This window comes from Kitasatospora sp. NPDC004745 (assembly GCF_042873275.1).
Taxonomy (GTDB): Bacteria; Actinomycetota; Actinomycetes; order Streptomycetales; family Streptomycetaceae; genus Kitasatospora.
The window spans coordinates 152876-175867 of sequence record NZ_JBIALK010000013.1; the positions used below are offsets into that span (position 1 = coordinate 152876).

A 22992-nucleotide genomic window follows, 5' to 3' on the forward strand; every position below is an offset into this window, starting at 1 on the left:
GCCAGAACGAGGACGCCCGGGCCCGGAACCGGGTAGCCGCGTTCCGATCCCGGGGTCAGCCCCCGACACCTCCCCGCAGGCCGTCCAGCACCAGGTCCGCCAGGCGCTCCGGCAGGTCCGGTTCGATCGGGCGGTGGCCGAGCAGGGCGCGGGTCTGGACCGGGGCGCAGAGCAGTTCCAGCGCCAGGGCCGTGTCGGTGCCGGCCGGGAGTTCCCCGCGCTCGACGGCCCGGCTGACGATGACTCCGGCCTGGTCGAGGCGGGAGCGCCAGAAGGCCTGCCAGGCCTCGGCGAGCTCGGGGTCGCGGGCGGAGCCGGAGTCGGGGCCGGTCCCGGCACCGGGCCCGTCGGAGCTGAGCACGGCCGCCTGGGCGACGGCGCGGCCGGCCGGGGTGGCGAGGTACTCGGCGAGCGCGCGGGCGAAGGCGGCCAGGTCGGTGCGGACGGCTCCGGTGTCGGGGACGGGGATGCCATCGTCGCTGCCGGCGAGCATGGCGTCCAGGACGAGCTTCTCCCGGCTGCCCCAACGCCGGTACACCGTGGTCTCGTTGACTCCCGCGCGGGCCGCCACCCCGGCGACGGTGAGCCGGGTGATGCCCTCCTCCACCAGCACGTCCAGGGCGGCCGCCAGGACGGCCTGGCGGACGCGTGCGGCGCGGCCGCCCGGGCGGCGGCGGATCGGTTCCGGTGCGTGCTCGGTCATGTGTCGATCACCTCGGCCACCACCTTAACGCAGGAGTTCTTGCCTTAAGCGTCGCACCGGGCGCATAGTCACTAAGGCAAGAGTTCCGGCTTTAAGCGCAGCAGGAGGCACCACCATGCCCTTCACCTGGCCCCTGGACCCGCAGGACCTGTTCGTCGAGCGCTACCCGCAGATGACCCTCGGCCTGCCCGCCGACGAGGTGGACGCGGTCCGCGCCGCCGTCACCGAGATGTGGCCCGACCGGCCCGGCGGCTGGGTGCACGAGTGGTCCGCCCTGGCCGCCCGGCACGCCGCGGCCGGGCGCCACCGCCTGGCCGCGCAGGCGTACGGCTGGGCCAAGTTCCCCTCGCTCGCCGACGATCCGAAGCGCACCGCGCTCGCCCGCCAGGTCGAGCAGTACGTCCTCGCCGCCCCCGGCTTCCCGGTGGAGTTCGAGCGCCGCACGCTCACCGTCCCCTACCGCGGCGGCGAAACCACCCTGCCGGTCCACCTGATGGCCGCCCCCGGTCTGCCCGCCGACGCGCCGGTCGTGCTGGCCAGCGGCGGCGTGGACTCCTGGAAGACCGATCTGCACGGCATGTGGGAGCAGCTCGCGCTCGCCCTGCCGGCGCGGCTCCTGCTGTTCGACCTCGCCGGCACCGGCGAGAGCGCCCACCTGCCGATGACCCCGGACGGCGGGGCCGAGGTGGTCGCCGGGCTGGTCTCCCACGCCCGCGCGGCCGGCAACGGGAGGGTCGGCCACTTCGGCATCTCGATGGGCGGCCACTACTCCGCCCGGACGGGCCTGACCGGCGCGGTGGACGCCTCCGTGGTGCTCGGCGGCCCGGTGGAGCGCTCCTTCGCCCCGGGCCGCGGCTTCGCCTTCGGCATGGACGGCATCGTCGGCAACGCCCTGGGCTTCGACGCCCTGCCGGGCACGGCCGAGCGCGAGGCGGCCTTCGCCGCCTTCGACCTGCGTCCGCTGCTGGACCGGGACGCCAACGGGCCGATGCTGGTGGTCAACGGCACCGAGGACGTGCACGTCCCGCTGGAGGACACCCTGGCGTTCGAGGGCCGCCGGGACACCCGGGTCGTCCTGATCCCCGACACCGGGCACTGCGCGATCTCGCGCTTCGGCGAGGCGATGGCCGTGATCACCCCCTGGCTGGCGGACACCCTGACGGCGGCCTGACGCCCCCGGTCGGGCAGGGCCGGTAGCAGGGCGGGGCGACGCGCCACCACCCCAGGAATCTGGGATACCAGCCATTGAACGCACACTGACAAGCTGACGGCGGCGGACGGCCCGGCGGGCACCCCCGTGCCTTCCGGTCCGACCGCCGCACCCCGTCGTCTCGCTCCCTGGAGAGCCCGTGCGTTCGCTAGTCCGGCGTGTCGTCCTCAGCCTCACCCTCGCCCTCGGCGGCCTGGCCCTGCTGCCCGGCGCCGCCTCGGCCGACACCCCCTCGACCGTCCTGTTCAACCAGTACTCCGAGCGCTGTCCGGACGGGTCCCTGGCCGGGATCCAGGACATGCACCCCTGCGCCCCGTCCGACAACCCCGGCATGTGGGTCATCAAGCCCGTCCCGGGATACCCCGAGCGGTACACCGTCAACAGCGCCGTCAACGCGGACTACTGCCTGACCTCCGGAGACCTCCCGACCCTCGTCGGCTGCGTCAACGGCGCCACCTCGCAGCAGTGGGAGATCACCCCCTTCCAGGCCGAGGCACCCCTGTACGACCTGGTCGGACTGCGACTGAAGAACGTCTCCAGCTCCAACTGCCTGGACAACTCCCGCAAGAACTTCGGCGGCTGGAAGATCGTCATGCGCGGCTGCGACGGCGGCTCCTACCAGCAGTGGAACGTCTACCGCAGCACCTACGACGCCCTGTTCGGCAGCCGGCCCGCCCAGCACAAGGGCATGACCTGGGCCACCCTCGAACAGCGCGCCGACAACGTCGTCCACGTCGGCTTCGACGACCTCGCCACCAGCAACCCCTACACCGGCGACACCCCGGCCACCGCCGTCCTGCCCCTGCTGTGCATCCGCCAGGACGGCCGCCCCGCCCCCGCCGGCGTCCCCACCAGCGGCTACCACAGCTGGGCCCGCGGCGAGGTCCGGGCCACCCAGCCCCTGCCCGGCAGCCGACTCACCAGCCGCGCCGCCGCCGACCAGACCTGCGCCACCGCCTTCGGCACCGGCTTCCGCATGGCCGAGTTCCACGATGCCTCCGGCTGGGGCCTGTGGGCCAACGGCACCCTCCCCACCGGCACCCGCTTCTGGACCGCCATCAACGACCAACCCGCCAACCCCTGGAGCTGACCCCCCACCACGGCAACGGGGGCGGGCGCCGACCGGCGCCCGCCCTCCCCGGTCCCGGCGTCCCTTCACGTCCACGCGCCCCGAGCGCCGGCGATCAACCCAGTGGGGAGCCCTCGACGGCCCGCCATACCGGTTCCGCGTCCGGCCACCCCGGAGGCACGGCCGTCCCGGTGATCACCCCGGCCATGAACTCAGAGAACCCCGAGTCGTAGAACCGCACGCAGCCCAGCTGGCGAAACACCCACCGCGAAGCCTGGGCTCGACACTGGCCAGCTGACGAAAATCGGCTTCGGACATACCTCAGCACCCTGGGTCGCGGGGCCCACAGAACCCCTCCCCCCCTCCGACCATCAGCGCATCGACAAACAGCCGCCGGCCCGAAGAGGTGCGGATCACAGGAATGAACCCGGCGAAAGCGGACAGGGTGGAGGTTCAGGCCCCCGCGGGCGGGGTTCGTTAGGCTCGGGGCCGCAGCTGGGGCGGGCTGTGGGTGGTGGGGGTCCGGCGGGCCCTCGACCTGCGGGTTCGCCTTCCGATGTCGGGCGACTGAAAGCGGGTCTGCGCATGCTGGAGTACGACGCCACCGGGTTCCTGCGCGGCGGGGTGCCGCACCGGATCGTGGCCGGGGCCCTGCACTACTTCCGGGTCCATCCCGCGCTGTGGGAGGACCGGCTGCGGCGGTTGCGGGCGCTGGGCGTGAACACGGTGGACACGTACGTGCCGTGGAACTTCCACGAGGTGCGGCGCAGGGAGGTGGACTTCACCGGGTGGCGGGACGTGGCCCGTTTCGTGCGCCTGGCCGGGGACCTGGGCCTGGACGTGATCCTGCGCCCGGGGCCGTACATCTGCGCGGAGTGGGAGTTCGGCGGGCTGCCTGCCCGGCTGCTGGCGGTGGAGGGGCTGCGGCTGCGCTGCGCCGATCCGGCGTACCTGGCGGAGGTGGACGGCTGGTTCGACGCGCTGGTGCCGGAGCTGCTGCCGCTGCTGGCGAGCCGGGGCGGCCCGGTGGTGGCGGTGCAGGTGGAGAACGAGTACGGCAGCTACGGCACCGACGCCGCGTACCTGCTGCACCTGCGGGACGGGCTGGTGCGCCGGGGCGTGGACTGCCTGCTGTTCACCACGGACGGCGCCCACGACACCATGCAGCAGGGCGGCACGATCCCCGGGCACCTGTCGACCGCGACGTTCGGCTCGCGCGCGCCCGAGCGCCTGGCGGTGCTGCGCCGCCAGCAGCCGCAGGGGCCGCTGGCGGCGATGGAGTTCTGGATCGGCTGGTTCGACCGCCTCGGCCTGCCGCACCACGTGCGCGACGCGAAGGAGACCGCGGCCTCGCTGGACGAGCTGCTGGCCACCGGCGCCTCCGTCAACCTGTACATGGCGCACGGCGGCACCAACTTCGGCCTGTGGTCGGGCGCCAACCACTCCGGCGCCCACCCGTGCGACGCCGGGTACGAGCCGACCGTCACCAGCTACGACTACGACGCGCCGATCGGCGAGGCGGGCGAGCTGACGGAGAAGTTCCACGCCCTGCGCGAGGTCATCGGCCGCTACCTGCCGCTGCCGCCGGGCGAGCTGCCCGCCGACCCGCCCCGGGTGGCGCCGCAGCGCCTGGACCGGGCGGACGGCCGGGCCGGACTGCTGGAGCACCTGGACGTGCTGTCCCGGGTGGCGGAGCGGGCCGCGCCACTGCCGATGGAGCAGCTCGGGCAGGACCGCGGGCTGATCCACTACCGCACCCGGGTGCCCGGGCCCCGGCCCGGGCTGCCGCTGCGCATCGACGGGCTGGCGGACCGCGCGCACGTCTTCGCGGACGGGCGGCTGCTCGGCGTGCTGGACCGCAACTCCCCCGGCGAGACGCTGGAGCTGGCCACCGGCGAGGACGGGGTGGTGCTGGACGTCCTGGTCGAGGCGCTCGGGCGGGTGAACTACGGCCCGCAGATGGACGACCGCAAGGGCATCACCCGCGGCGTCTCGCACGGCGGCCAGCGGCTGTTCGGCTGGCAGATCCGGCCGCTGCCGCTGACCGACCTGGCCGGGCTGCGCTACGACGACGATGCGCAGGACCACGGCGGCGGGGACGGCGGCGGCCACGTCGGCGGGGGCGGCGAGGCGTCCGGGGGCCGTCCGGCGTTCCACCGCTACACGGCCGTCCTCGACTCCCCCGCCGACGCCTTCGTGGCCCTGCCCGGCTGGGGCCGCGGCCTGCTGTGGCTCAACGGCTTCCTGCTCGGACGCCACAGCGCCGAGGGGCCGCAGCGCACCCTCTACGCCCCCGCGCCGCTGTGGCGCGCGGGCGGCAACGAGCTGGTCGTCCTCGAACTCGACCGGCCCGGCTCGGCGGTGGAGCTGCGCGACGCCCCCGACCTCGGGCCGACGGCGGCCGCGCCCAGCTCCGAGTACTGACCGCGGGAGGGGAGGGCGGGCGCCGCGGCCCCCGCCCTCCCCTCCCGGTGCGCCTTCTCCTCCCGGTGCGCCTTCTCCTCCCGGTGCGCCGTCACGTCCCGATGAGCTGCAGGGACGCCCACAGCGCCAGGACGGCGGCGGCCAGGGTGGCGGGGACGGCGAGCACGCCCAGGCGGGTGAACTGCCGCAGGCTGACCTCGCCGCCCTGGTCGAGGACGATGCGCCGCCACAGCAGGGTGGCCAGCGAGCCGGCGTAGGTGAGGTTGGGGCCGATGTTGACGCCCAGCAGCACGGCCAGGACGGCGCCGGGGCCGGCCGGCGCCGCCAGCGGCACCAGGACGAGGGTGGCGGGCAGGTGTTGATGACGTTGGCCAGGACGGCGGCCAGCGCGGCGAGGCCGAACAGGGCGGGCAGCGCGGTGCCGTGCGGGATGAGGTGGGCGAGCCCGGAGGCCAGCCCGTTGTCGACGACCGCGCGCACCACGACGCCCAGCCCCAGCACGAACGCCAGGAAGGGCACGGCGGCGGAGCGGGTGATCGCCGCCACCGTGGTGCGGCCACGGACCAGCGCCCGCACGGCCAGCACCGCGGCCCCGGCCAGCGCCGCCCAGGCCGGGTTGACCCCGACCGCCGAGGCGACGACGAACCCGGCGAGCGTGCAGCCCACCGTGACCAGGGCGAACAGCGGCATCCGCGGCTCCTCGCCGGGCGGCGGCGCCTCGGCCCCGGCGGCCAGGTCGGCGGCGAAGAAACGGCGCAGCACCACGTACTCGACGGCGATCGCGACCAGCCAGGGCAGGGCCATCAGCGCGGCGAAGCGGCTGGAGCTCAGGCCGCTGGCGGTGAAGGCGAGCAGGTTGGTCAGGTTGGAGACGGGCAGCAGCAGCGAGGCCGTGTTCGACAGGTGCGCGCAGGCGTAGAGGTGCGGGGCGGGGCGGGCGCCGAGGCGGGCGGCGGTGGCGAGGACGACCGGGGTGAGCAGCACGACCGTGGCGTCCAGGCTGAGGACGGCCGTCACCACGGAGGCGACGACGAAGACCTGCACCAGCAGCCGTTGCGGCCGCCCGGCCGCGCTGCGCGCCATCCAGGCCCCGCAGGCGTGGAAGAGCCCTTCGTCGTCGCACAGCTGGGCCAGCACCAGGACGGCGGCGAGGAACCCGATCACCGGGCCCAGCCGGGCGGCCTCGGCGGTCGCGTGGTCGAGCGGGACGGCTCCGGTGACGATCAGCAGGGCGGCAGCGGGAGGGCGAGCGCGGCCTCCGGCCAGTCCCAGGGATGCACCACCGCGCCGACCAGGACCAGGGCCAGCATGGCGATCGACAGGGCCTCCGCGCAGGCGGTGTTCAGGGGACGCTCCTCGGGTTCGGTGGGGACGGGGAGGATCGCGGAGGGGCGACCGGGCCGCGGACCAGCGCCGTCACCACGATCCCGGACGACGGACGGCAGCATGCCACAGCCCTGCGCGGCCCGGCCCCGACCCCGACCCCGGCCCCGGCCCCGGCCCCGGCCCCGGCCCCGGCCCCCGGGAGCGCGGCACGGCCGGGCCCCGCCGGCACCCCGCGGCACCGCTGGAACGACGCCACTCTGCTGCCCGGCCCCCGCACGGCAGGCAGCCCCCACCGGCTCAGCCTCGCCGCCGGCTCAGTCCCACCAGAAGGACCAGTGGTGGCTGCCGACGAGCTCCTCGGCGTAGGCGGTGAGGGCGCCGGTGCCCTGGAAGACGAGGTCGGGGCAGAAGGCGGTGTGCTCGGCGGCCACGCGCAGGGCCTCGGCGGGGGTGGTGGGCGGGGCGGCGACGCTCAGGTCCAGGGTGTCGAAGCCGACCTGGACGACCTGGGCGCCGAAGCGGCGTTCCCAGTCGGCGAGGACGGCGGCGATCTTCGCGGTGTCCTCCTCGTGGTTGGTCGGGCCGCGCCACCCGCAGGCGACCAGGGCGTCGGCGCCGCTCGCGGCGCCGACCAGGCCCAGGCGCGGGCCGCGCAGGCCCTGCAGGACGTCGGCCAGGGCGCGGGCCTCGCTGCCGGCGGCGCCCTCGGGGAGGGTGGCGGCGGGGGCGGGGCCGGGCCACTGGGGGCCGAAGGGGGCGAGGGCCTCCTGGAGCTCGGCGGCGTCCTCCGGGAAGAGCTCGTCCCCGTCCTCGTCCTCGCCGGTGCTGCTGATGCCCCGCCACCAGGTGCGCAGCAGCGCGGCGGGGTCGTAGGAGGAGGGGTCGGAGGCGGCCTCGGGGCTGAGTTCGCCGGACAGCCAGGGGCGGAACTCGCCGTCCTCGCGCAGCGGTACGAGCAGCAGCGGCCACAGGCCGGTCTGCGGGTGGGCGTGGTGCAGTTGCTGCCACAGGCCGGCTGGGGCCGCGTCGTCGCTGATCCACAGGTACGGCTCGCGGCGCCCCCACTCCTCGCCGGCTATCGGGCGGCCGGGCGGGAGGGGGACGGGCAGCGTGGCCTGCGGCGGCAGGGGCTGGGGCTGGGTCATGCGCCTCACGCTAGGCGCCGGCACCGACAGCCGGCCCTCGGTGGGCACCGACGGCCCGGCCGCCGCGGTGGCCGCAGGCTGCGGGTGCGTCAGGCCCAGGGCAGGGCGGAGCGGGTGCGCCAGTACGCGTCGGCGGGTTCGGCGAGCGCGGTGAGGGCGGCCAGGTCCTCGGGGGTGGGGTGGAGGGTGGCGGCGGTGAGGTTGGAGGCGAGCTGGTCGAGGGTGGCGGCGCCGGACAGCACCAGGTCGGCCCAGGGCTGTGCGGCGGCCGCGGCCAGGGCGAGGGCGTCGGTGGACGCGCCGGTGCGGGCGGCGAGTGCGCGCAGGGCGGTGGTGTCGGGGCCGGTGGCGTTGCGGTCGGCGAGGCGGCCGTTGGCCATGCCCTCCTTGACGACGACGAGCCAGCCGGCCGCGTGGGCCTCGGCGAGGGCGGGGCCGGCGGAGGGTTCGAGGAGGTTCCAGGTGGCCTGGACGGCGGCGAACAGGGGCCGGCCGTCGGCGGTGACGCGCAGGGCGGCGCGGATGGTGTCGGCCTGGGCCGGTCCGCTGGTGGACAGGCCCACCCGCACGCCCTGCGCGGCCAGGCCGGCCAGGCGGGCGTGCAGGTCGGGGTCGGTCAGGGCGGGGCTGTCGGGGGTGACGGAGTGGACGAGGTAGACGTCCAGGTGCGGGCCGAGCAGGGAGCGGGTCTCGCGGATCTGACGGTCGAACACCGCCGTCGAGTGCTCCTTGACCTCGTGCGGGCCCGCCGCGTCGGCCTGCCAGCCGGCGGTGTAGGTGTAGCCCCACTTGCTGCCGACGGTGGCGTGGGCGGCGGCCTCGGGGTGCGCGGTGAGCCACTGGGCGAGGAACTCCTCGGCCCGGCCGTAGGAGCGGGCCGTGTCGAAGTAGCGCACACCGGCGGCGTACGCGGCGTCGAGCAGGGCGTGGGTGCGCTCGCGCAGCGCCTCGACGGTGCGCTCGGCGGGCAGGTCGGCGTCGCGTCCGAGGGTGATGTAGCCGGGCCGGCCGACGGCTGCGGTGCCCAGGCCGTAGCGCGCGGTCGACGGGCGGTCGGCGGGCGCGTCGGCGGCGGGGGCCGTGGTGGCGTCGGGGTCGGTCGGCATGGCGGGGTCTCCTCGGGCGCGACGGTGCTCACCTGGGACTTTATCCCCGTGGCCCGCGCCCCCGGCAGGCTGGTGGGCCCGCGACCCCGGGGCCACCCCGGGAGCAGCCCGACGGCTGGGCCCGACGGCCAGGCCCGACAGCCGGGCCCGACAGCCGGGCCCGACGGCGGCCGGCCGGGCCCTACCGGGTGGCGGTGTCCTCCTGCGGGCGGGGCGCGGCCGTGGCGGGGCCGTCGGAGGAGGTGCGCACGGCGCGGGGCGCGGCCGGTGGCGGCGGGACGGCGGCGAGGTGGCGCGCGGCCCGGGCGGGGGCCGGGTTCGGGGGCACGGCGGCGAGGTGACGCGCGGCGGCCCGGACGGGGAGCGGGTGCGGGGCGGCGGTGGGGAGCTGGTCGAGGCGCAGGACGAAGTTGACGTAGTCCAGGGGCTTGCCGGGCCAGTGGCAGTCGTTGCTGACCAGCAGTCGGCTGCGCACGCCGTCGCGTTCGGTGACCGGCCCGGGGGTGGTGCGCAGGTTAGGCTGCCAGCTGCGGCCCCACAGGTGGTGTTCCAGGGTGAGCGCCCAGCTGTCCTCGTCGACGTCCAGGGTGGCGCCGACCCGCCCGGGGAGCACCCGGGCTCCGTAGGGGCTGCGCACCACCGCGCGCTGGTCGAAGTCGGCGTTCTTGCCGACCACGGTGATCCGCCACGCGCCGTGGAACCTGAGCACGCCGGCCCTCCTGACGTCCTGGCGCGCCGTCCGGCGGGCGCGCACCCGTCGGGGACTACGGCCGCGGGCCGCCGGGCGGCTCAACGCGGCGGCAGGGCGTTCCAGGCGTCAGAGGGTCAGGGGGCCGCTTCAGAGCCAGGGGCGCCCGGGGGTCAGGCGGCGGGGCGGGCTTCGGGACGGGCCCCGGGGCCCGCGGTGTGGGCGAGTGCGGGGTAGCCGTGGGCGGTGAGGACGAGGTCGGCGTAGCGGTGGTCCTCGAACGGGACTCCGTGGCGGCGCAGCAGGTCGAACAGGTCGGCGAGGCGGCGGGATTCGGTGCCGCGCGGCAGTCCGTCGCGGGTGGTGCCCAGGATGCCCAGGACGGGCCCGTGCAGGCGGGTCCCCCGGTCGGCGCGGCCGGGCCCTCGGAGGGAGCCGAGGGGCCGGAGGGAGCGGAGGGACGGGCGGGAGCGGACGGGACGGGCGGTGGCGCGGGGGTCCGGGTTCAGGCGCAGCAGCAGGACGAGCCTGGGGATGCCGGAGTCGGTGTCGCGTCCGGCGTCCATGGTGAGGCCGTCGATGTCGCGCCACCGGTAGCGGCGCGGGACGAACGCCCGGACGAGGGTGAGGCCGTGTTCGTCGGCGCGGACCCAGAAGCCGTACGGGACGGGCAGGGCCGCGCACAGGACCGCGGCGCCGGAGAGCAGGAGTGCGGGGACGGCGCCCATCCGGCCGGCGTCCCCGGAGTCGGCCAGGACGGCGCCCATCGCGAGGGCGAGCACACAGCCGACGGGGGCGCCGGCCGCCCGCCACAGGAAGCCCAGTCGCACGGTCTGCGGTCGTCGTGCCGCCGTGTCCACGGTTGTCCCCTTTCCCAGTTCCTGCCGTCGGCGGGCCGGGCCGGTCGGGCCGGGTGCCACCGCTGGTCGTCAACACCTCGCGCTCCCACGGGAGCCGGTCACTCTACCGGTGGGCGAAGATCGTTCGGCCGCCCCGGGGGAAACGTCAAGTGTCGGCAAAAAGAACGAGTCTGACGACTCGTCAGATCGTTCGGGCCGCCTTCCGTCCAGCATGTCAGGCACCTCCGGAAGGGTCAACCAAGGTGAATCCCGGGTGACTTGGGATCCACGTCAGCTCATGCCGTTGGGCTATCGTGGCGTGGCCGGTCCCGGCGCGCCCACCAGGGCGCGCGGTGCGCGGGGCCCGGCCGGGGGAAGGGTGGGGTGGGTCATGGCACGGTCGCCCCGGGAGGACGGGCCGGCGGAGCCGTCCGCACGGGTGGAACCGTCCGGGCCGTCGGATCGGTCCGGGCCGGCGGAGCCGTCCGGGCTGGCGGCCCGGATCGAGGCGCTGTTCCAGACCGTCCGCAGGCCCGACCGCGAGCAGTACACCAACGAGGAGGTCGCCCGGGCCTGCCGCGCGGCGACCGGGGAGTCCTTCTCCACCACCTACCTGTGGCAGCTGCGCACCGGGCGCCGGGACAACCCGACCAAGCGCCACCTGGAGGCGCTCGCCCGGTTCTTCCAGGTGCCGCCGGCGTACTTCTTCGACGAGCGGCAGGGCGCGGAGATCGCCAAGGAGCTCGCCCTGCTCGGCGCGCTGCGGGACGCGGGTGTGTGCAGCCTGGCGCTGCGCGCGGTCGGGCTGTCGCCCGAGGGCCTGGACACGGTGAGCGAGCTGATCGACGTCATCGCCCGCCGGGACGCGGCGCGCCGCAACCAGGCGCCCTGACGCCGGCGGCGGGGGCCGCGGACGGGCAGGGCCGGCGGGCAGGGCCGGCGAGCAGGGCGGGAGGGCCGACGGGCGGGGGCGCACGGGGAGGTGCACGACGGGCCCGGCGGGCGGGCCGATCGGGGGATCGGCGCACCGCCGGGGACGGCGCTCGGGGGCCACGGTCGGGGGCCACGGTTCGGGGCCGGCCGCGGCCCTGGGGCCGGGGCCGTGGGAGCGGGGCCGTGGGAGCGGGGCCGTGGGAGCAGGGTTCGCAGACCCGGGGGGTCGGGGGGATCGGGGGCAGCCGGGTCGGGGGACCCGGAGCGATCGGGGGATCGGGGGGTGAGGGATCGCTGAGCTGGGAGGGAACACGGCGTGTGGGACGACAGGTGCTACCGGGTGGCGTTACGGCGCTGCCGGCGGGTGGCCGAACGACTGGAACTGCCGAGCCCGTTCGACGCCACGGTGCTGCTGGAGCGGCTCGCCCGGCGGCGGGGGCGGCCGATCTCCCTGCTGCCGGTGGCCGCCCGGGCCGGGACGCCCTGCGGGCTGCTGGTCTCCACCCGGGAGACGGACTACATCCTGTACACCGCGGACACCAGCGCGCTGCACCGCCGGCACATCCTGGTCCACGAGATCGCCCACCTGCTGCTGGAACACGCCGGTTCGGCGCCGCTCGGCCCGGTCTCCGCCCTGCTGCCGCACCTGTCCCCCGCGCTGGTGCAGCGGGTGCTCGGGCGCACCTGCTACGACGAACCCCAGGAGCGGGAGGCCGAGTTGCTGGCCTCGCTGATCCTCAGCCGGGCCTCCGAGGCCGACGCCGCCCACCCGCCGGGCCCCGACGCCGCACCGCGCGCCGGCGGCCTGGACCTCCTGGACGCCCTGGACGCCCTGCTCACCGGCGCACCCGCGGTACGGCCGCCGGCGGACACCGATCCGGGCACGGGCACCGCACCGGCACCCGAACCGACAGCGGACACCGCACCGAGCCCGGACACCGCACCGAGCCCGGGCACCGCACCCGCAGCAGCACCGGGCGCCGACCCGAGCCCGGGCGCCGCTCTGAGACCGCGCGCCGGCTCCGCGGGCGCCACGCCGCGGACGGGACGGCCGTGACCGGCCTGACCGTCTACGGCGTGGCCCTGTTCTTCGCCCTGGGCACCTGCCGTCTCGCCCCCGGCCGCCGGACCGGCCCGCGCGCCGTCGCCCGCTACACCCGCCACGCCGCCGCCCTGCTGTCCGCCGCCCTGCTGCTGCTCGCCCCGCCCAGCGTCGAACTCGCCGACCGGCTCGGTCCGTTCGCACCGGTGCCGGTGGTCCCCCTGGTGCCGGTGCTGGTGGGCGAGGCGCTGCGGCTGTGCGCGGCCTGCGCGGTGCGGCTGCTCGCCCTGGCGCTGTGCACCCCCGAACCGGGGCGCCGGGCGGTGCGGCGCCGACTCGCCGTGCTCGCCGGTATACTGGCGCTGCGGGCGGCGCTGCTGGCCCTGGCCTCGCCCGGCCCGGGGGCCCGCGAGCTGAGCGCCGCGCCGTCCACCGGCGCCCACCTGGCGCTGGCCGGGTACAGCGCCGTCGGCGTGCTCTACCTCGCCCACTGCCTCACCGCCCTGCTGCGTCAACTCCTGCGGCTCACCCGGGCGTCCGGCGGGCCGGGACCCACGCGCACCGGGTTGCGGCTGATCGTGCTGGGCGTGGCCGCCGGCCTGCTGTGGACCGCCTGGGGCGTCGACGACGTGGTGCGCGCGGCCGCCACCGGCTCCCAGGACGGCGCCGAGGACGCCCTGTGCGGCGTGCTGGGACTGGTGTGCGTGACCCTGCTCGGGGCGGGCCTGGGCGCGACGCTGTGGCCGGTCGTGCCGGCCGCCGTGAGCGGCTGGCTGCTGGCCCACCGCCGGCACCGGGCGCTCGCCCCGCTCTGGCGGGACCTGCACACCGTGCTGCCGGAGATCGCGCTCGTCCCGGTCCGGCGGCTGTCGGCGCTCCTGCCGCCGCGCGACCCGCAGTTCGCGCTGTACCGGCGGATCATCGAGATCCACGACGCCCGGCTGATCCTGCGCCAGCACCTGGACCCGCGCACCGCGCAGTGGCTCGCCGGTGCGACCCGGCGCTTCCCGCCGCCCGCCGACCGGGCGGCGGCCACCGCCGAGGCCGCGGCGCTGGCGGCCGCCCTGGAGCGCGCGGCCGCCGGCGCCCTGCCCGACCCGGGTGCGGCGCCCACCGTGCCGGCCGCCGTCCCGTCGGCCGAACCGCCGCGGGCCCTGGGGTCGGAGGCCGACCACCTGGCGCACCTCACCCGCGTCTACGCGACCTGCCCGGCCGTCGCCGAGGTCCGCACCCGGGCCCGCGCCGCCCACTCCGCCCGCTCCCCCGCCGTGGACGGGCCCGGGGCCGAGCCACCGGCGGGCCCGGGGCTGCTCGGGCGGTGAAGCGGCGAAGGCGCCCCGGGAACACCACGTCACCCATGCCCTGGACCCCCGCACGACAGGCCGGGCGGTGCCGCGCTCCCTCGTTCGCCCGCTCCCGGCGCGTTCTGGTCGACGGCCCCGGTCAGTTCCGGTTCGGCTTCAGGGTCGGCCTGATCTCCTCCCACCAGATCAGGACGGCGCCGGCGGCCAGGACCAGGACGTTCGCGGCGATCAGCAGCCATCCGCCGGTCAGGAGGCGCCTGTTCACGGCGGTGTACCCGGAGTCACCACTGTGGTCCTGGAGGCTCCCCAGGAGGAGGAGGATGGACAGCCCGGCCCAGAGCACGGAGATCCCGGTTCCCACGGCTGCCAGCTTCCCCGGTTCGCGTCCCGCGCGGGGCAGCCCGGTCGCCGCGAGGACGATCGCCACGGCGGCCCCGATGAAGCCGATCGGGACGACCAGCCAGTCACTCGGGTCAGGGCTGCCGTTGGCCGCTCCGAAGAGGTGTTTCCAGTCGAAGGCCAGGACCACCTGAACCGTCTTCTGCTCGGCGGTGAGCGTGAAGGTCTGCTCCATCATCGGGTTCTTGCCCGCTCCGAAGAGAGCGGCGGCCGCCATGAGGAGCAGGATCTTGACGAGCTCTGCGGGAGGGCGCTCCTTGGGGTGATCCGGCGGCTGCGGCGGGCGTTCGCCGGGCGGGCCGGGCCGTGAAGCCGGCCCCGGTGGCCGGTCGGGCTCCCGCTCGTCGCCGTCTCCGGGATCGGGCCGGGTCCCGGGCCCGGTGGGGGTGCGGCCCGTCTGGGGCGGTTGCGGGGTGGTGAGCGCGCGCAGGGCGTCGGTGCGTTCGCGGATCGCCTCGCGCGCCCCGTCGATGCCCATCCAGGCTCCCGGGCCGGCCGCGCCTCCGAGGAGCGCTTCGCACCGTTGCCGGACCTGGGCAGGTGTCGGGCGGTGGCCCGGGTCCTTGCCGAGGCAGTCGGCGATCAGCCGGCGCAGCGGTTCGGGGACAGCGCCCAGGTCCGGGGTGTCGGCGACGATCCGGTGGGCGACCGCCCACTCGTTCTCCGCGCCGAACGCCTCCCGTCCGGTGACCAGGAAGTAGAGGGTGGAGCCGAGCGCGAAGACGTCCGAGGCCGGGCCCACCGCACGGCCCATCGCCTGCTCGGGCGACATGTACAACGGGGTGCCGATCCGGGTCGACTGGCTGGAGTAGGTCACCGACTGGGTCAGGGACTTCACGATCCCGAAGTCGATGACCTTGGGCCCGCTCTCGTCCAGCACGATGTTCGCGGGCTTCAGGTCGCGGTGCACCACCCCGGCCGCGTGGATGTCCGCCAGTGCGTGCGCGATCCCCCCTGCCAGCAGCAGCACCTGACGCTCCGGCAGCCCGCGGGTGCCCAGCACCAGGTCGCGCAGCGAAGGGCCGGCTACGTACGAGGTCGCCAGCCACGGCCGCTCCGCCCGGGCGTCCGCGTCCAGCAGGGGGGCGATGTGCGCACCCCGCACCCGCTGCGCGGCGGCGATCTCCAGAGCGAACCGCTCGGCGAACTGCGGCTCCTGCGTGAACTCCGAGCGGATCACCTTCACCGCCGCCGGCACCCCGCCGGGCGACAGGGCCAGGAACACCTGGCCCATCCCGCCCTCACCCAGCCGTGCCAGCAGCTGAAACCCGCCGAAGCCGTCAGGATCGTGCTCCCGCAGCCCCGCGAACCGGAATGCCGTACCCGCCACGACCCACAGCCCCCCGCTGCTCCGCCATCGGACCTCCGGCACGAACAGCGACCGCTCGCGCACTCGCACCGAGCGTAGGGATGCCGCCGGCCCACCGCCAGTGGGCCATCGAGTCCGACGGTGCCGAGCCGGAGGGGCACCGGCGAAACGACGGGGACCGCCCGGCCCCGTCGGCCCAGGCGGTCCTTCCCCGGGAGGACGCGGGCCACCGGGGCCCGGCCCGTCCACCGGGGGTGCGTCACATGCGGTTCAGGCGTGCGTCAGCTGACCGACTGCTTCACCAGCGCGGCGATCTTCTCCTCGACCTCGGCCGTGACCTCGGTCAGCGCGAAGCCGGCCGCCCACATGGTGCCCTCGTCCAGCTTCGCCTGGTCGCTGAAGCCGAGCGTGGCGTAGCGGGCCTTGAACTTCTCGGCGCTCTGGAAGAACAGGACGACCTTGCCGTCCAGCGCGTAGGCGGGCATCCCGTACCAGAGCTTCGGCGCGAGCACCGGGGCGTTGGCCGTGACGACGGCGTGGACGCGCTCGGCCATGACCCGGTCGGAGTCCTGCATCTCGGCGATCTTCGCGAGCACGTCCCGCTCGGCCTCAGCCGCCTTGTCGGCCTTCGAGCCGCGCTTGGCCGCCTTCTTCAGCTCCTCGGCGTGGTCCTTCATCGCGGCCCGTTCGTCGGCCGAGAATCCCTCGTGCTTGCTTGCGCTGCTGCTCATGTCAGATCTCCCATTGAGGATCTCGATGTGCGGGATCTTGAGGGGACCTTATCCCGACTCACCGACACCGGGCCACGACGACCAGCACTGAGCGAAGAGCATTCCTGCTGCCGCAGGTGGACGGCGAAAGGTCCGCCGCACGCAAGGCTATCCGGTGCTCCGGCAACGCAGTTGAACGATGGTTCGCGCACTTGAACAACGCCGCCATGAGGATTCCGCGGGAGTCGACGGCCGGGATCCCCACCCGGTGACGGCCGTGTTCCAGGGCGAACGACCCTGACGGAAAAAACATGTGACGTGACATCGCCTGACTGTTCGCCACACGGCTTTCCCAGGAGGGATCATGGAAGAACGTCGGGTTCCCGACCGCGGTTCGGGCCCGGCAGGGTCGGGTGCAAGGACGGCGCGCCGGTCGGACGGGCACCGGGCGGGGATCGGGATCCCGCCGGCGCCGAGGACGTCGCCCGTCTCGCGGGACGGGTGTGGCCGACGGGGCGGCACGCACGGAGAGGACGCACGCACAGCAACGCGGGCCGGGGCGGATGGGCCCCGGCCCGCGCTGGGGAGCCGGAATGCGGAGCCGGGCGCTCACGCCCCGGTGCTCAGCACTGGGGGCGGCGGCCGTGGTTGGCACCGCGCCTGGCCCGGGCCTTCTTCTTGCGACGACGTTTCGACGACATCGGCTTCTCCTCTCACCACCAGGACCCCCGGCTTCCACCGTTCCACACCGGGCCCGCCCCGGCCCGTCGGGAGCACCCACCCACGGCCCGGGCACCGGCAGGCCCGGGCACTCGGGCCGTCCGGGGGCACTCGGGCCGTCCGGGGCTCAGGCGTTCCGGGCGAGGGCGGCGCGCCAGGCGGGGCTGTCGACGTAGTGGTTGTCGAAGCGCTCGGCGGAGGCGGCGATGGCGCTCGGGTCGCTCTCGCCGCGCATGACGCTGCCCAGCAGGCGCAGGTAGTCGAAGCGGTCCATGCCCGGGGTGAACACGAACAGGACGTCGGCCTCGGCGCCCGGGGCGGCGGCGAAGGCGTGCGGGGTGTGCGGGGGCACCGCCAGGAAGTCGCCCGCGCCGAGGACGGTGACCTCCTCGCCGAGCAGCACCTGCAGCGAGCCGCTGATCACGAAGAACAGCTCCCACGCCTTGGTGTGGAAGTGGGCGGGGGCCCCGACCGCGCCCTTGGCGAAGGTCGAGCGGTAGCTGGTGAAGCCGCCCTCGGTGTGCGCGGAGTCGGCGAGCAGGGTCATGGTGCTGCTCGGGTCGGCGCAGATCTCGGCCTCGGCGCAGCGGGTCAGCACGGGGGCCGTGGTGGGCGCCTGGACGGCGGTGGTGTCGGTGGTGTCGGTGGTGGCAGCGGCGGTGGCGGTGGTGTTCGTCGTCGTCATGTGATCAGACTAGATCGCCAAAGACCCACGGGCAGGTGGCAATTCCACCTCGGTTTCATGGGTCAATTCCGGAGCGCGGCCGGTGGCGGCCGGCCGTCAGGACAGACCGCGGAGCTGGACGGCGCGAGTGACGGCGAGCAGGTCGGCGGGGGTCAGCTGGTCCAGGACGCGGGTGGCGTGGGCCAGCAGGTCGGCGGCCGCGGCGGTGAGGGCGGCCTCGCCGAGCGGGCGCTCCGGCAGGTCGCAGCCTTCGGTGAGCAGCGCCTGCGCGACGGCGCGCAGGTCGGCGGTGGCCGGTTCGCGCACGGTCAGCGCCAGGTGGGCGGAGGGCTCGCCGCCCTCGGCGCGGGCGGCGTACGCGAGGCCGCGCGGGACGTAGAGCACCTCGCCCGGGCGCAGCACGGTGTCGGGCAGCAGCTCGCCCGTTCCGGCCGCCGCGGGCCCGGCGCCGGACGCGGGGGCGGTCTCGGTGGCAGGGGCTGCGTGCACCCGCCAGCGTCCGGTGCCCCAGAGCTGGACGGCCAGGACGTCGCCGTCCTCGCCGTGCCCCGGGTGGTCCCGGCCGCCGGGGGCGGCGAGGACGCAGTCCGCCTGCACCGGCAGGCCGAGGCGGGCGCCCAGGCCGGCGGCGAGTGCGCGCACGCCGGTGTGCCACTGCTCGACGTGGCGTAGCAGTACGGTGGCCCGCTCGTCGCGGACCAGGGCGCGCACCGACGGGCCGTCGGCGCAGTCCTCCAGCACCTGGCCGAGCGCCGCCCGGGGGCGGCAGAACCGGTGCGCGGGCAGCTCGGCGGCGCCCTGGTGGAGCCCGATGTAGGGGGTCCTCAGCAGGCCGTGGTCGAGCAGCCGCTCGAGTTCGGGGCGGGTGAGGACCTCGAGCGGCGGGTCGGCGGGGCGCAGCACGGCCGGGGCGGTGCGCCACAGGGCGGTGCGGAAGTGCGTTTCGTCCGCCACGCAGCGGTGCAGCCAGTTCTGGGTCATCTGCGGGTCTCGCTCTCGGGCGGTCGGGGCGGGCCGGGTTCGGGGCGGGCCGGCGGGCCGGGGCTGGTGGTCGGGGCGCCGCCGGGCGGCTCGGGCGACTCGGGCGGCGGCCCGGGCGGCGGGTCAGGCGCCGTGGGCGGTGCGGCGGGCCCCGGCGACCAGGTCCTCGGGGGTGACGGCGGCGAGGCGGGCGCGCAGGTGGTCCAGCAGGACGGCGCCGGCGCGCAGCAGGTCGGCCTCGTCCAGGGGGCGCTCGGGCAGGGCGGGCCCGTCGGCGGGCCTGTCGGCGAGCAGGGTGCGCAGCCGGGCGCGCAGGTGGTCGGCACGGGCCTCGCGCAGGGCGACGGTCAGCTGGAGGGAGGGGGCGGGCCCGGTGGCGCGGGCGGTGTGGGCGTGGCCGTCGGGGACGTAGAGCACCTCGCCGGGGTGGACGGGTGTCTCCAGCAGGCACGGTCCGGGGGTGTCCTCGCGGCCGGGCCGCCAGGCGGGGTCGGCGGGTGCGGGGTGGACGCGCCGGTGGGTGGTGCCGTCGAGCTGGATCACCAGGAGGTCGCCGTCGGCGCGGTGGGTGGGGCCGTACGGTCCGGGCGGGGTGTGGTCGAGGAAGGCCTCGGCCGGGCGTCCCGTCGCCTCGGCCAGGCCGGTGGTGAGTTCCCGGACGCCCGGGTGCCAGTGTTCGAGGTGGTGCAGGTGGAGGGTGGCGCCCTCGTCCTGGATCAGGGTGCGGACCAGGGCCGGGTCCAGGCAGCCCTGGAGGGGGTGGCCGGTGACGGTCCGCGGAGTGCAGAACCGTTCCTCCGGGAGGGGGTCGCCCCCGGCGGTGGACAGGGTGGCGTACGGGGTGCGCAGCGTTCCGCCGTCGACGAGGTCGGACAGGGCCTGCGGGGTGAGGAGCCGGGTGGGCGGGTCGGCGGGGTGGAGGAGGGCGGGGCCCCGGCGCCAGTGCCGGCGCAGGAAGGTCTCGGGGTCGCCGACGCAGCGTTCGAGCCGGTCCATGGCCGTGGCGGGTCCTTTCCGGTGGTTCGTCGGGGGCGGGGCGGCCGGTACGGGGCGTTGCGGCGGGCGTCGGGGCCTCGCGGGCCGGGCGGGCGCGGGCCGGGGGCCCCGGTGGCCTGGACGGCCGCCGGAGCCCCTGGGGTCTGTCGTCGGACCCGCGTCCGCGGGGTCCGGGATCCGGGGTCAGCTGATGTGCGAGGGGCAGTGGTGGCCGCAGTCGTCGATGGCCATGTGGTCGGTGTGCACGTCGGGCGTCGTGCCGTGGCCGACCGGGCCGTGGACGGCCGGCGTCCGCACCACCGGGCCGTGGACGGTCGGGGCGTGGCCGGCCGAGGCGGAGGCGGCCGCCGGGGCGAGGGTCGCCGCGCCGAGGGCGGCCGCGGCGGCGACGGACAGCGCCGCCCGGCGGGCCAGGACGGCGAAGGTGGTGGTCGTGGCGGTGGTGCGGGTACCCATGGTGGTCTCCTTCGGGACGGGGGTGGGCGCGCCCTGGTCGGGCGGGCCCGGTGGGGCGGCCGTGCGCCGGTGGGCGCGTCGGCCTGGTGCCGGGGGGATGCCGGGGAGGCGGGTTCCGGTGGCCGGGGAGGCGGGATCCGGTGGCCGGGAGGGGGCGGTGTGGCGCGGTGGTGTGTGGTCAGCCGGCCGGCCCGGGGGTGTCGGGGCGCGCCGTGCCGTTGCCGGCGGTGAGCGGGATGCGCAGCACCAGCGGTTCGGCGCCGGGCCGGCACTGCAGGCGGTAGCCGCAGCCGGGTGGCAGCAGCAGCCACTGCCCGGGCCTCAGCCGGACGGTCTGTGGTGATCCGTCCGCCCGGTCCGGCCCGAACCGCCCACCGGGGCCGGTCGGTTGGACGCGCCCGGCGCCGCGGCGCTGGAACAGTAACAGGCTGCTCGCGCTCCGGCCGGTGAGGGCTCCGGCGCCCCCGACCGCGGCCGGCTCCACGAGCCGTCCGAGGCGCTCGTGCAGCGCGGCGGCGAGGGCGGCGGTGTGCCTCGACCGTCGGTGGGCGTCCGGCGCGGACGGCGGTTCGTCGCCGCCCGGGCCGTCGTCCTCGGTCCACAACAGGGCGGGACCGTGGCCGAGTCGGCGCTGCAGGAAGCCGACGACGTCCTGCAGCAGGTCGTCGTCCCGGAGGGTCGGCAGGTGCGACTCCTCGCCCCACAGCATCGCCTCACCTCCGCCTCGGCCGGGTTCCCGCCGCCCCCGCTCCGATGATCCATCGTGCGCAGCGGCCGCCTTGACGCACAGTCCCGGGTTCCCGGTCCCGGGATCACGTGACACGGGCGGGCTCGGCCGGCCCGTCGCGGGGCGGACGGGTCGGCCTTCCCGACGGGCCTTCCGTCCGGGGCTCAGTCGTCCAGCAGCCCCGCGCGGGCCGCGGCCACACCGGCCTGGAAGCGGCTGTCGGCCGCCAACTCGTCCATGATGTCGGCGATGTGGCGGCGGGCCGTGCGCAGCGACATGCCCAGCCGGCGGGCGATCGCCTCGTCCTTCAGGCCGGCGGCGAGCATCCGCACGATGGTCTGGTCGAGCTCCTGGGCGACCTGCCCGAAGCCGTCCTCGGCCGCCTCGGCGAACGGCCTGGCCAGCGTCCACGTCTGCTCGAAGATCTCGCACAGGTACGCAACCAGGGCTTCCTGACGCACCACCAGGGCGCCCCACGAGCCGTCGTCCAGGGGCAGGAAGGCGAGCTCGCGGTCGAAGACGATGAGCCGGCCGAACAGCTCGTGGGCGGTGCGGTACTCCGCGCCGAGCGCGGTGGCCGCCTCCACGTAGGCCTGGCTGGGGCCGTTGAAGCGGGCGGTGTGGTGGTAGAGGGTGCGCATCCGCACTCCTCGGGCGAGCAGGACGCGGTCGCGCCGCAGCGCGTCCTCCATCGCGGCGGGGACGCGGGAGCCGCCACCGGGCTGGCTGGTGAGGACCTCGCTGCGGCACTCGGCGGAGGCGCGGTCCAGGGCGGCGCGGACCTCCGGCAGGGTCGCGATGACCTGCAGCTGCGGGGGGTCGTCCGCGCCGGGGGCGTCGGCGGCGGCGGCGTTCCCGCCGGCGGCGCGGATGGCGGGCCCGTCCGCGGCGGCGTTCCCGCCCGCGACGGTCTGCCGGTGGACCGGCAGGAAGCCGGCCACCAGGGCCTGGCGGTGGGCCAGTTCGGCGCGGCTGCGCCGGACGGCGGCCTCGACGGGGGCGGCCAGGGCGGCCATCGCGGCCTCGGGGGCGACGGCCCGGCCCAGGCGCGGATCGTCGGGGTCGCGGTGGACCAGCTGCCAGGCCAGGAGGCGTTCGAGGGCGGGTGCGGCGCCGTCGGGGTCCAGGCCGAGGCCGGTGAGGTGGGCGGCGAGGGCGGCCGCGTCCAGGCTGCCGTGTTCCAGCACCCAGGCGTAGGCGGCACCGTCGGCCGGCTCGGGAGCCGGCGCGGGAACAGGAACGGGAACGGGAACGGGGACGGGCAGGGCTGCCGGTACCGCCCCGTCCAGGGCGCCGGGGCCTGGGCCTGGGCCGACGCCCGGGCCCGTGCCCGTGGCGGCCGACCGGGGCGGATGCGGCGGGGTCTGGGGTGAAACGTCCACTTCCGTCCCCCGGTCATCTTGCTGCCAGTGCTGTCGGTGGGGCCCCGATCGATGGCGCGGGCGGCCCTTGATCGTCATGCTAGTTCACAGGCCGCCGGGCCCCGCCGATCACGGCTCCCGGCCCGCCGCCCGCTCCCCTGTCGCGTCCTGGAGGACCCCTTGAAGCGTTTCGTCGCCGCCACCGCCCTGCTCGCCGGACTGCTCACCGCCGCGGTCGGCGGCGCGGCCTCCGCCTCGGCCGCGGCGGCGACGGACACCCGGCCGGCGGTCGGGTCGGCCCAGCCGTCGCCGGTGCTCCAGCCGCCCGGCGCCACCAAGAACATCGCGGACACCTCCTGGGGCGGCAGCTGCCACACCCCGCTCTGCAAGCCGATCATGTGACGCCCCCGGCGCACGTGGCGCCGCCGGCCGGTCGGGCCCACCCCGACCGGCCGCCTTCCCCGGCCCGCCCCGGCTCGTCCCGTCCCGTTCCGTCCTGGTCCGTCCTGGTCCGTCCCGGCCCGCCCGCGGCAGAGAGGCTCCGACATGCCCGTCACCACCCCGTCCTTCGCCACCGCGCCCGCACCCGCCGCACCCGCCGCGCCCACCGCGCCGGCCCCCGCCGCCTCCGCCATCGCCGGGCTGAGCCAGCGCGAGTGCCAGGTCCTGGAGCTCCTCACCCAGGGCGCCACCTACGGCGCGATCGCCCGCCGCCTGGAGCTCAGCCCGCACACCGTCGACACCTACCTGCGTCGCATCCGGGCCAAGACCGGCACCAGCAACCGGATCCAGCTCGCCCTCCTCGCCCACGCCGCGATGCCCATCTCCGGACGCCTCGGCGTCAACTGACGGTCAATCA

21 protein-coding genes and 1 pseudogene are annotated in these 22992 nt (G+C 76.3%); 8 read left to right on the plus strand and 14 right to left on the minus strand.

The genetic code is table 11. The features are described 5' to 3' along the window. Nucleotides 1-55: 55 nt before the first annotated feature. Nucleotides 56-703, minus strand: a complete 648-nt coding sequence (locus tag ACFYUY_RS21935) for a TetR/AcrR family transcriptional regulator (RefSeq protein WP_387902641.1) — start codon at nt 701-703, stop codon at nt 56-58. Between the two features lie 115 nt (nt 704-818). Here ACFYUY_RS21935 and ACFYUY_RS21940 point away from each other — a divergent pair, with 115 nt between their 5' ends. From ACFYUY_RS21940 to ACFYUY_RS21950, 3 genes are all read left to right on the plus strand, one after another. Next, nucleotides 819-1874, plus strand: a complete 1056-nt coding sequence (locus tag ACFYUY_RS21940) for an alpha/beta hydrolase (RefSeq protein ID WP_387902644.1) — start codon at nt 819-821, stop codon at nt 1872-1874. A 178-nt stretch (nt 1875-2052) separates the two neighbouring features. Continuing rightward, complete coding sequence (locus ACFYUY_RS21945) at nt 2053-3003, plus strand: hypothetical protein (RefSeq protein WP_387902647.1); 951 nt, start codon at nt 2053-2055, stop codon at nt 3001-3003. A gap of 564 nt (nt 3004-3567) precedes the next feature. Then, nucleotides 3568-5406, plus strand: a complete 1839-nt coding sequence (locus tag ACFYUY_RS21950) for a beta-galactosidase family protein (protein WP_387902650.1) — start codon at nt 3568-3570, stop codon at nt 5404-5406. Between the two features lie 91 nt (nt 5407-5497). Here the strand turns inward: ACFYUY_RS21950 and ACFYUY_RS21955 are convergent. The 5 genes and pseudogenes from ACFYUY_RS21955 to ACFYUY_RS21975 all read right to left on the minus strand — a co-directional run bounded on the left by ACFYUY_RS21955 (nt 5498) and on the right by ACFYUY_RS21975 (nt 10531). Then, nucleotides 5498-6716 (minus strand): annotated as a pseudogene (locus ACFYUY_RS21955) (SLC13 family permease). Between the two features lie 330 nt (nt 6717-7046). Then, the gene (locus ACFYUY_RS21960; protein ID WP_387902653.1) at nt 7047-7877 is read right to left on the minus strand and encodes a DUF4253 domain-containing protein; all 831 of its coding nucleotides are present in this window, start codon (nt 7875-7877) and stop codon (nt 7047-7049) included. Nucleotides 7878-7966: 89 nt separating this feature from the next. Further along, nucleotides 7967-8983, minus strand: a complete 1017-nt coding sequence (locus tag ACFYUY_RS21965; protein WP_387902656.1) for an aldo/keto reductase — start codon at nt 8981-8983, stop codon at nt 7967-7969. A gap of 181 nt (nt 8984-9164) precedes the next feature. Further along, entirely contained in the window at nt 9165-9692 is a 528-nt protein-coding gene (locus ACFYUY_RS21970; RefSeq protein ID WP_387902659.1) for a hypothetical protein, read from the minus strand. A 152-nt stretch (nt 9693-9844) separates the two neighbouring features. Further along, nucleotides 9845-10531, minus strand: coding sequence for a hypothetical protein (locus ACFYUY_RS21975; RefSeq protein ID WP_387902662.1), 687 nt, complete (start codon nt 10529-10531; stop codon nt 9845-9847). A 370-nt stretch (nt 10532-10901) separates the two neighbouring features. Between ACFYUY_RS21975 and ACFYUY_RS21980 the strand changes: the two genes are divergently transcribed. The 3 genes from ACFYUY_RS21980 to ACFYUY_RS21990 all read left to right on the plus strand — a co-directional run bounded on the left by ACFYUY_RS21980 (nt 10902) and on the right by ACFYUY_RS21990 (nt 13807). Beyond that, nucleotides 10902-11402 (plus strand): XRE family transcriptional regulator, encoded by a 501-nt coding sequence (locus ACFYUY_RS21980; RefSeq protein WP_387902665.1) that lies wholly within the window; start codon nt 10902-10904, stop codon nt 11400-11402. A 357-nt stretch (nt 11403-11759) separates the two neighbouring features. After that, a complete protein-coding gene (locus ACFYUY_RS21985) occupies nt 11760-12500 on the plus strand; it encodes a hypothetical protein (RefSeq protein WP_387902668.1) in 741 nt (246 codons plus the stop codon). Then, nucleotides 12497-13807, plus strand: coding sequence for an MAB_1171c family putative transporter (locus ACFYUY_RS21990; protein ID WP_387902671.1), 1311 nt, complete (start codon nt 12497-12499; stop codon nt 13805-13807). Before ACFYUY_RS21985 ends, ACFYUY_RS21990 begins: the two co-directional genes overlap by 4 nt. Before the next feature lie 121 nt (nt 13808-13928). Here the strand turns inward: ACFYUY_RS21990 and ACFYUY_RS21995 are convergent, their stop codons facing one another. The 8 genes from ACFYUY_RS21995 to ACFYUY_RS22030 all read right to left on the minus strand — a co-directional run bounded on the left by ACFYUY_RS21995 (nt 13929) and on the right by ACFYUY_RS22030 (nt 21959). Continuing rightward, nucleotides 13929-15518 carry a serine/threonine protein kinase gene (locus ACFYUY_RS21995; RefSeq protein WP_387902673.1) on the minus strand — a complete coding sequence of 530 codons (1590 nt, stop codon included), beginning with the start codon at nt 15516-15518 and terminating at the stop codon, nt 13929-13931. A gap of 260 nt (nt 15519-15778) precedes the next feature. Then, nucleotides 15779-16228, minus strand: coding sequence for an iron chaperone (locus tag ACFYUY_RS22000; protein WP_387902676.1), 450 nt, complete (start codon nt 16226-16228; stop codon nt 15779-15781). A gap of 826 nt (nt 16229-17054) precedes the next feature. Beyond that, nucleotides 17055-17612: a cupin domain-containing protein gene (locus tag ACFYUY_RS22005; protein ID WP_387902678.1), complete on the minus strand. Its 558-nt coding sequence runs from the start codon at nt 17610-17612 to the stop codon at nt 17055-17057. Nucleotides 17613-17708: 96 nt separating this feature from the next. After that, nucleotides 17709-18593, minus strand: a complete 885-nt coding sequence (locus ACFYUY_RS22010; RefSeq protein WP_387902680.1) for a JmjC domain-containing protein — start codon at nt 18591-18593, stop codon at nt 17709-17711. Nucleotides 18594-18716: 123 nt separating this feature from the next. Continuing rightward, complete coding sequence (locus ACFYUY_RS22015; RefSeq protein WP_360207122.1) at nt 18717-19589, minus strand: JmjC domain-containing protein; 873 nt, start codon at nt 19587-19589, stop codon at nt 18717-18719. Between the two features lie 183 nt (nt 19590-19772). Next, complete coding sequence (locus ACFYUY_RS22020) at nt 19773-20045, minus strand: hypothetical protein (protein WP_360207119.1); 273 nt, start codon at nt 20043-20045, stop codon at nt 19773-19775. Between the two features lie 178 nt (nt 20046-20223). After that, the gene (locus ACFYUY_RS22025) at nt 20224-20754 is read right to left on the minus strand and encodes a hypothetical protein (protein ID WP_387902684.1); all 531 of its coding nucleotides are present in this window, start codon (nt 20752-20754) and stop codon (nt 20224-20226) included. 182 nt (nt 20755-20936) lie between these two features. Then, nucleotides 20937-21959: a response regulator transcription factor gene (locus tag ACFYUY_RS22030; protein WP_387902687.1), complete on the minus strand. Its 1023-nt coding sequence runs from the start codon at nt 21957-21959 to the stop codon at nt 20937-20939. Between the two features lie 354 nt (nt 21960-22313). Here ACFYUY_RS22030 and ACFYUY_RS22035 point away from each other — a divergent pair, with 354 nt between their 5' ends. Both ACFYUY_RS22035 and ACFYUY_RS22040 read left to right on the plus strand, forming a co-directional pair. Then, complete coding sequence (locus ACFYUY_RS22035) at nt 22314-22535, plus strand: hypothetical protein (RefSeq protein ID WP_387902690.1); 222 nt, start codon at nt 22314-22316, stop codon at nt 22533-22535. A 144-nt stretch (nt 22536-22679) separates the two neighbouring features. Then, on the plus strand, nt 22680-22982 hold the full coding sequence (locus ACFYUY_RS22040) for a response regulator transcription factor (protein WP_387902692.1): 303 nt from the start codon (nt 22680-22682) through the stop codon (nt 22980-22982). Nucleotides 22983-22992: the final 10 nt, after the last annotated feature.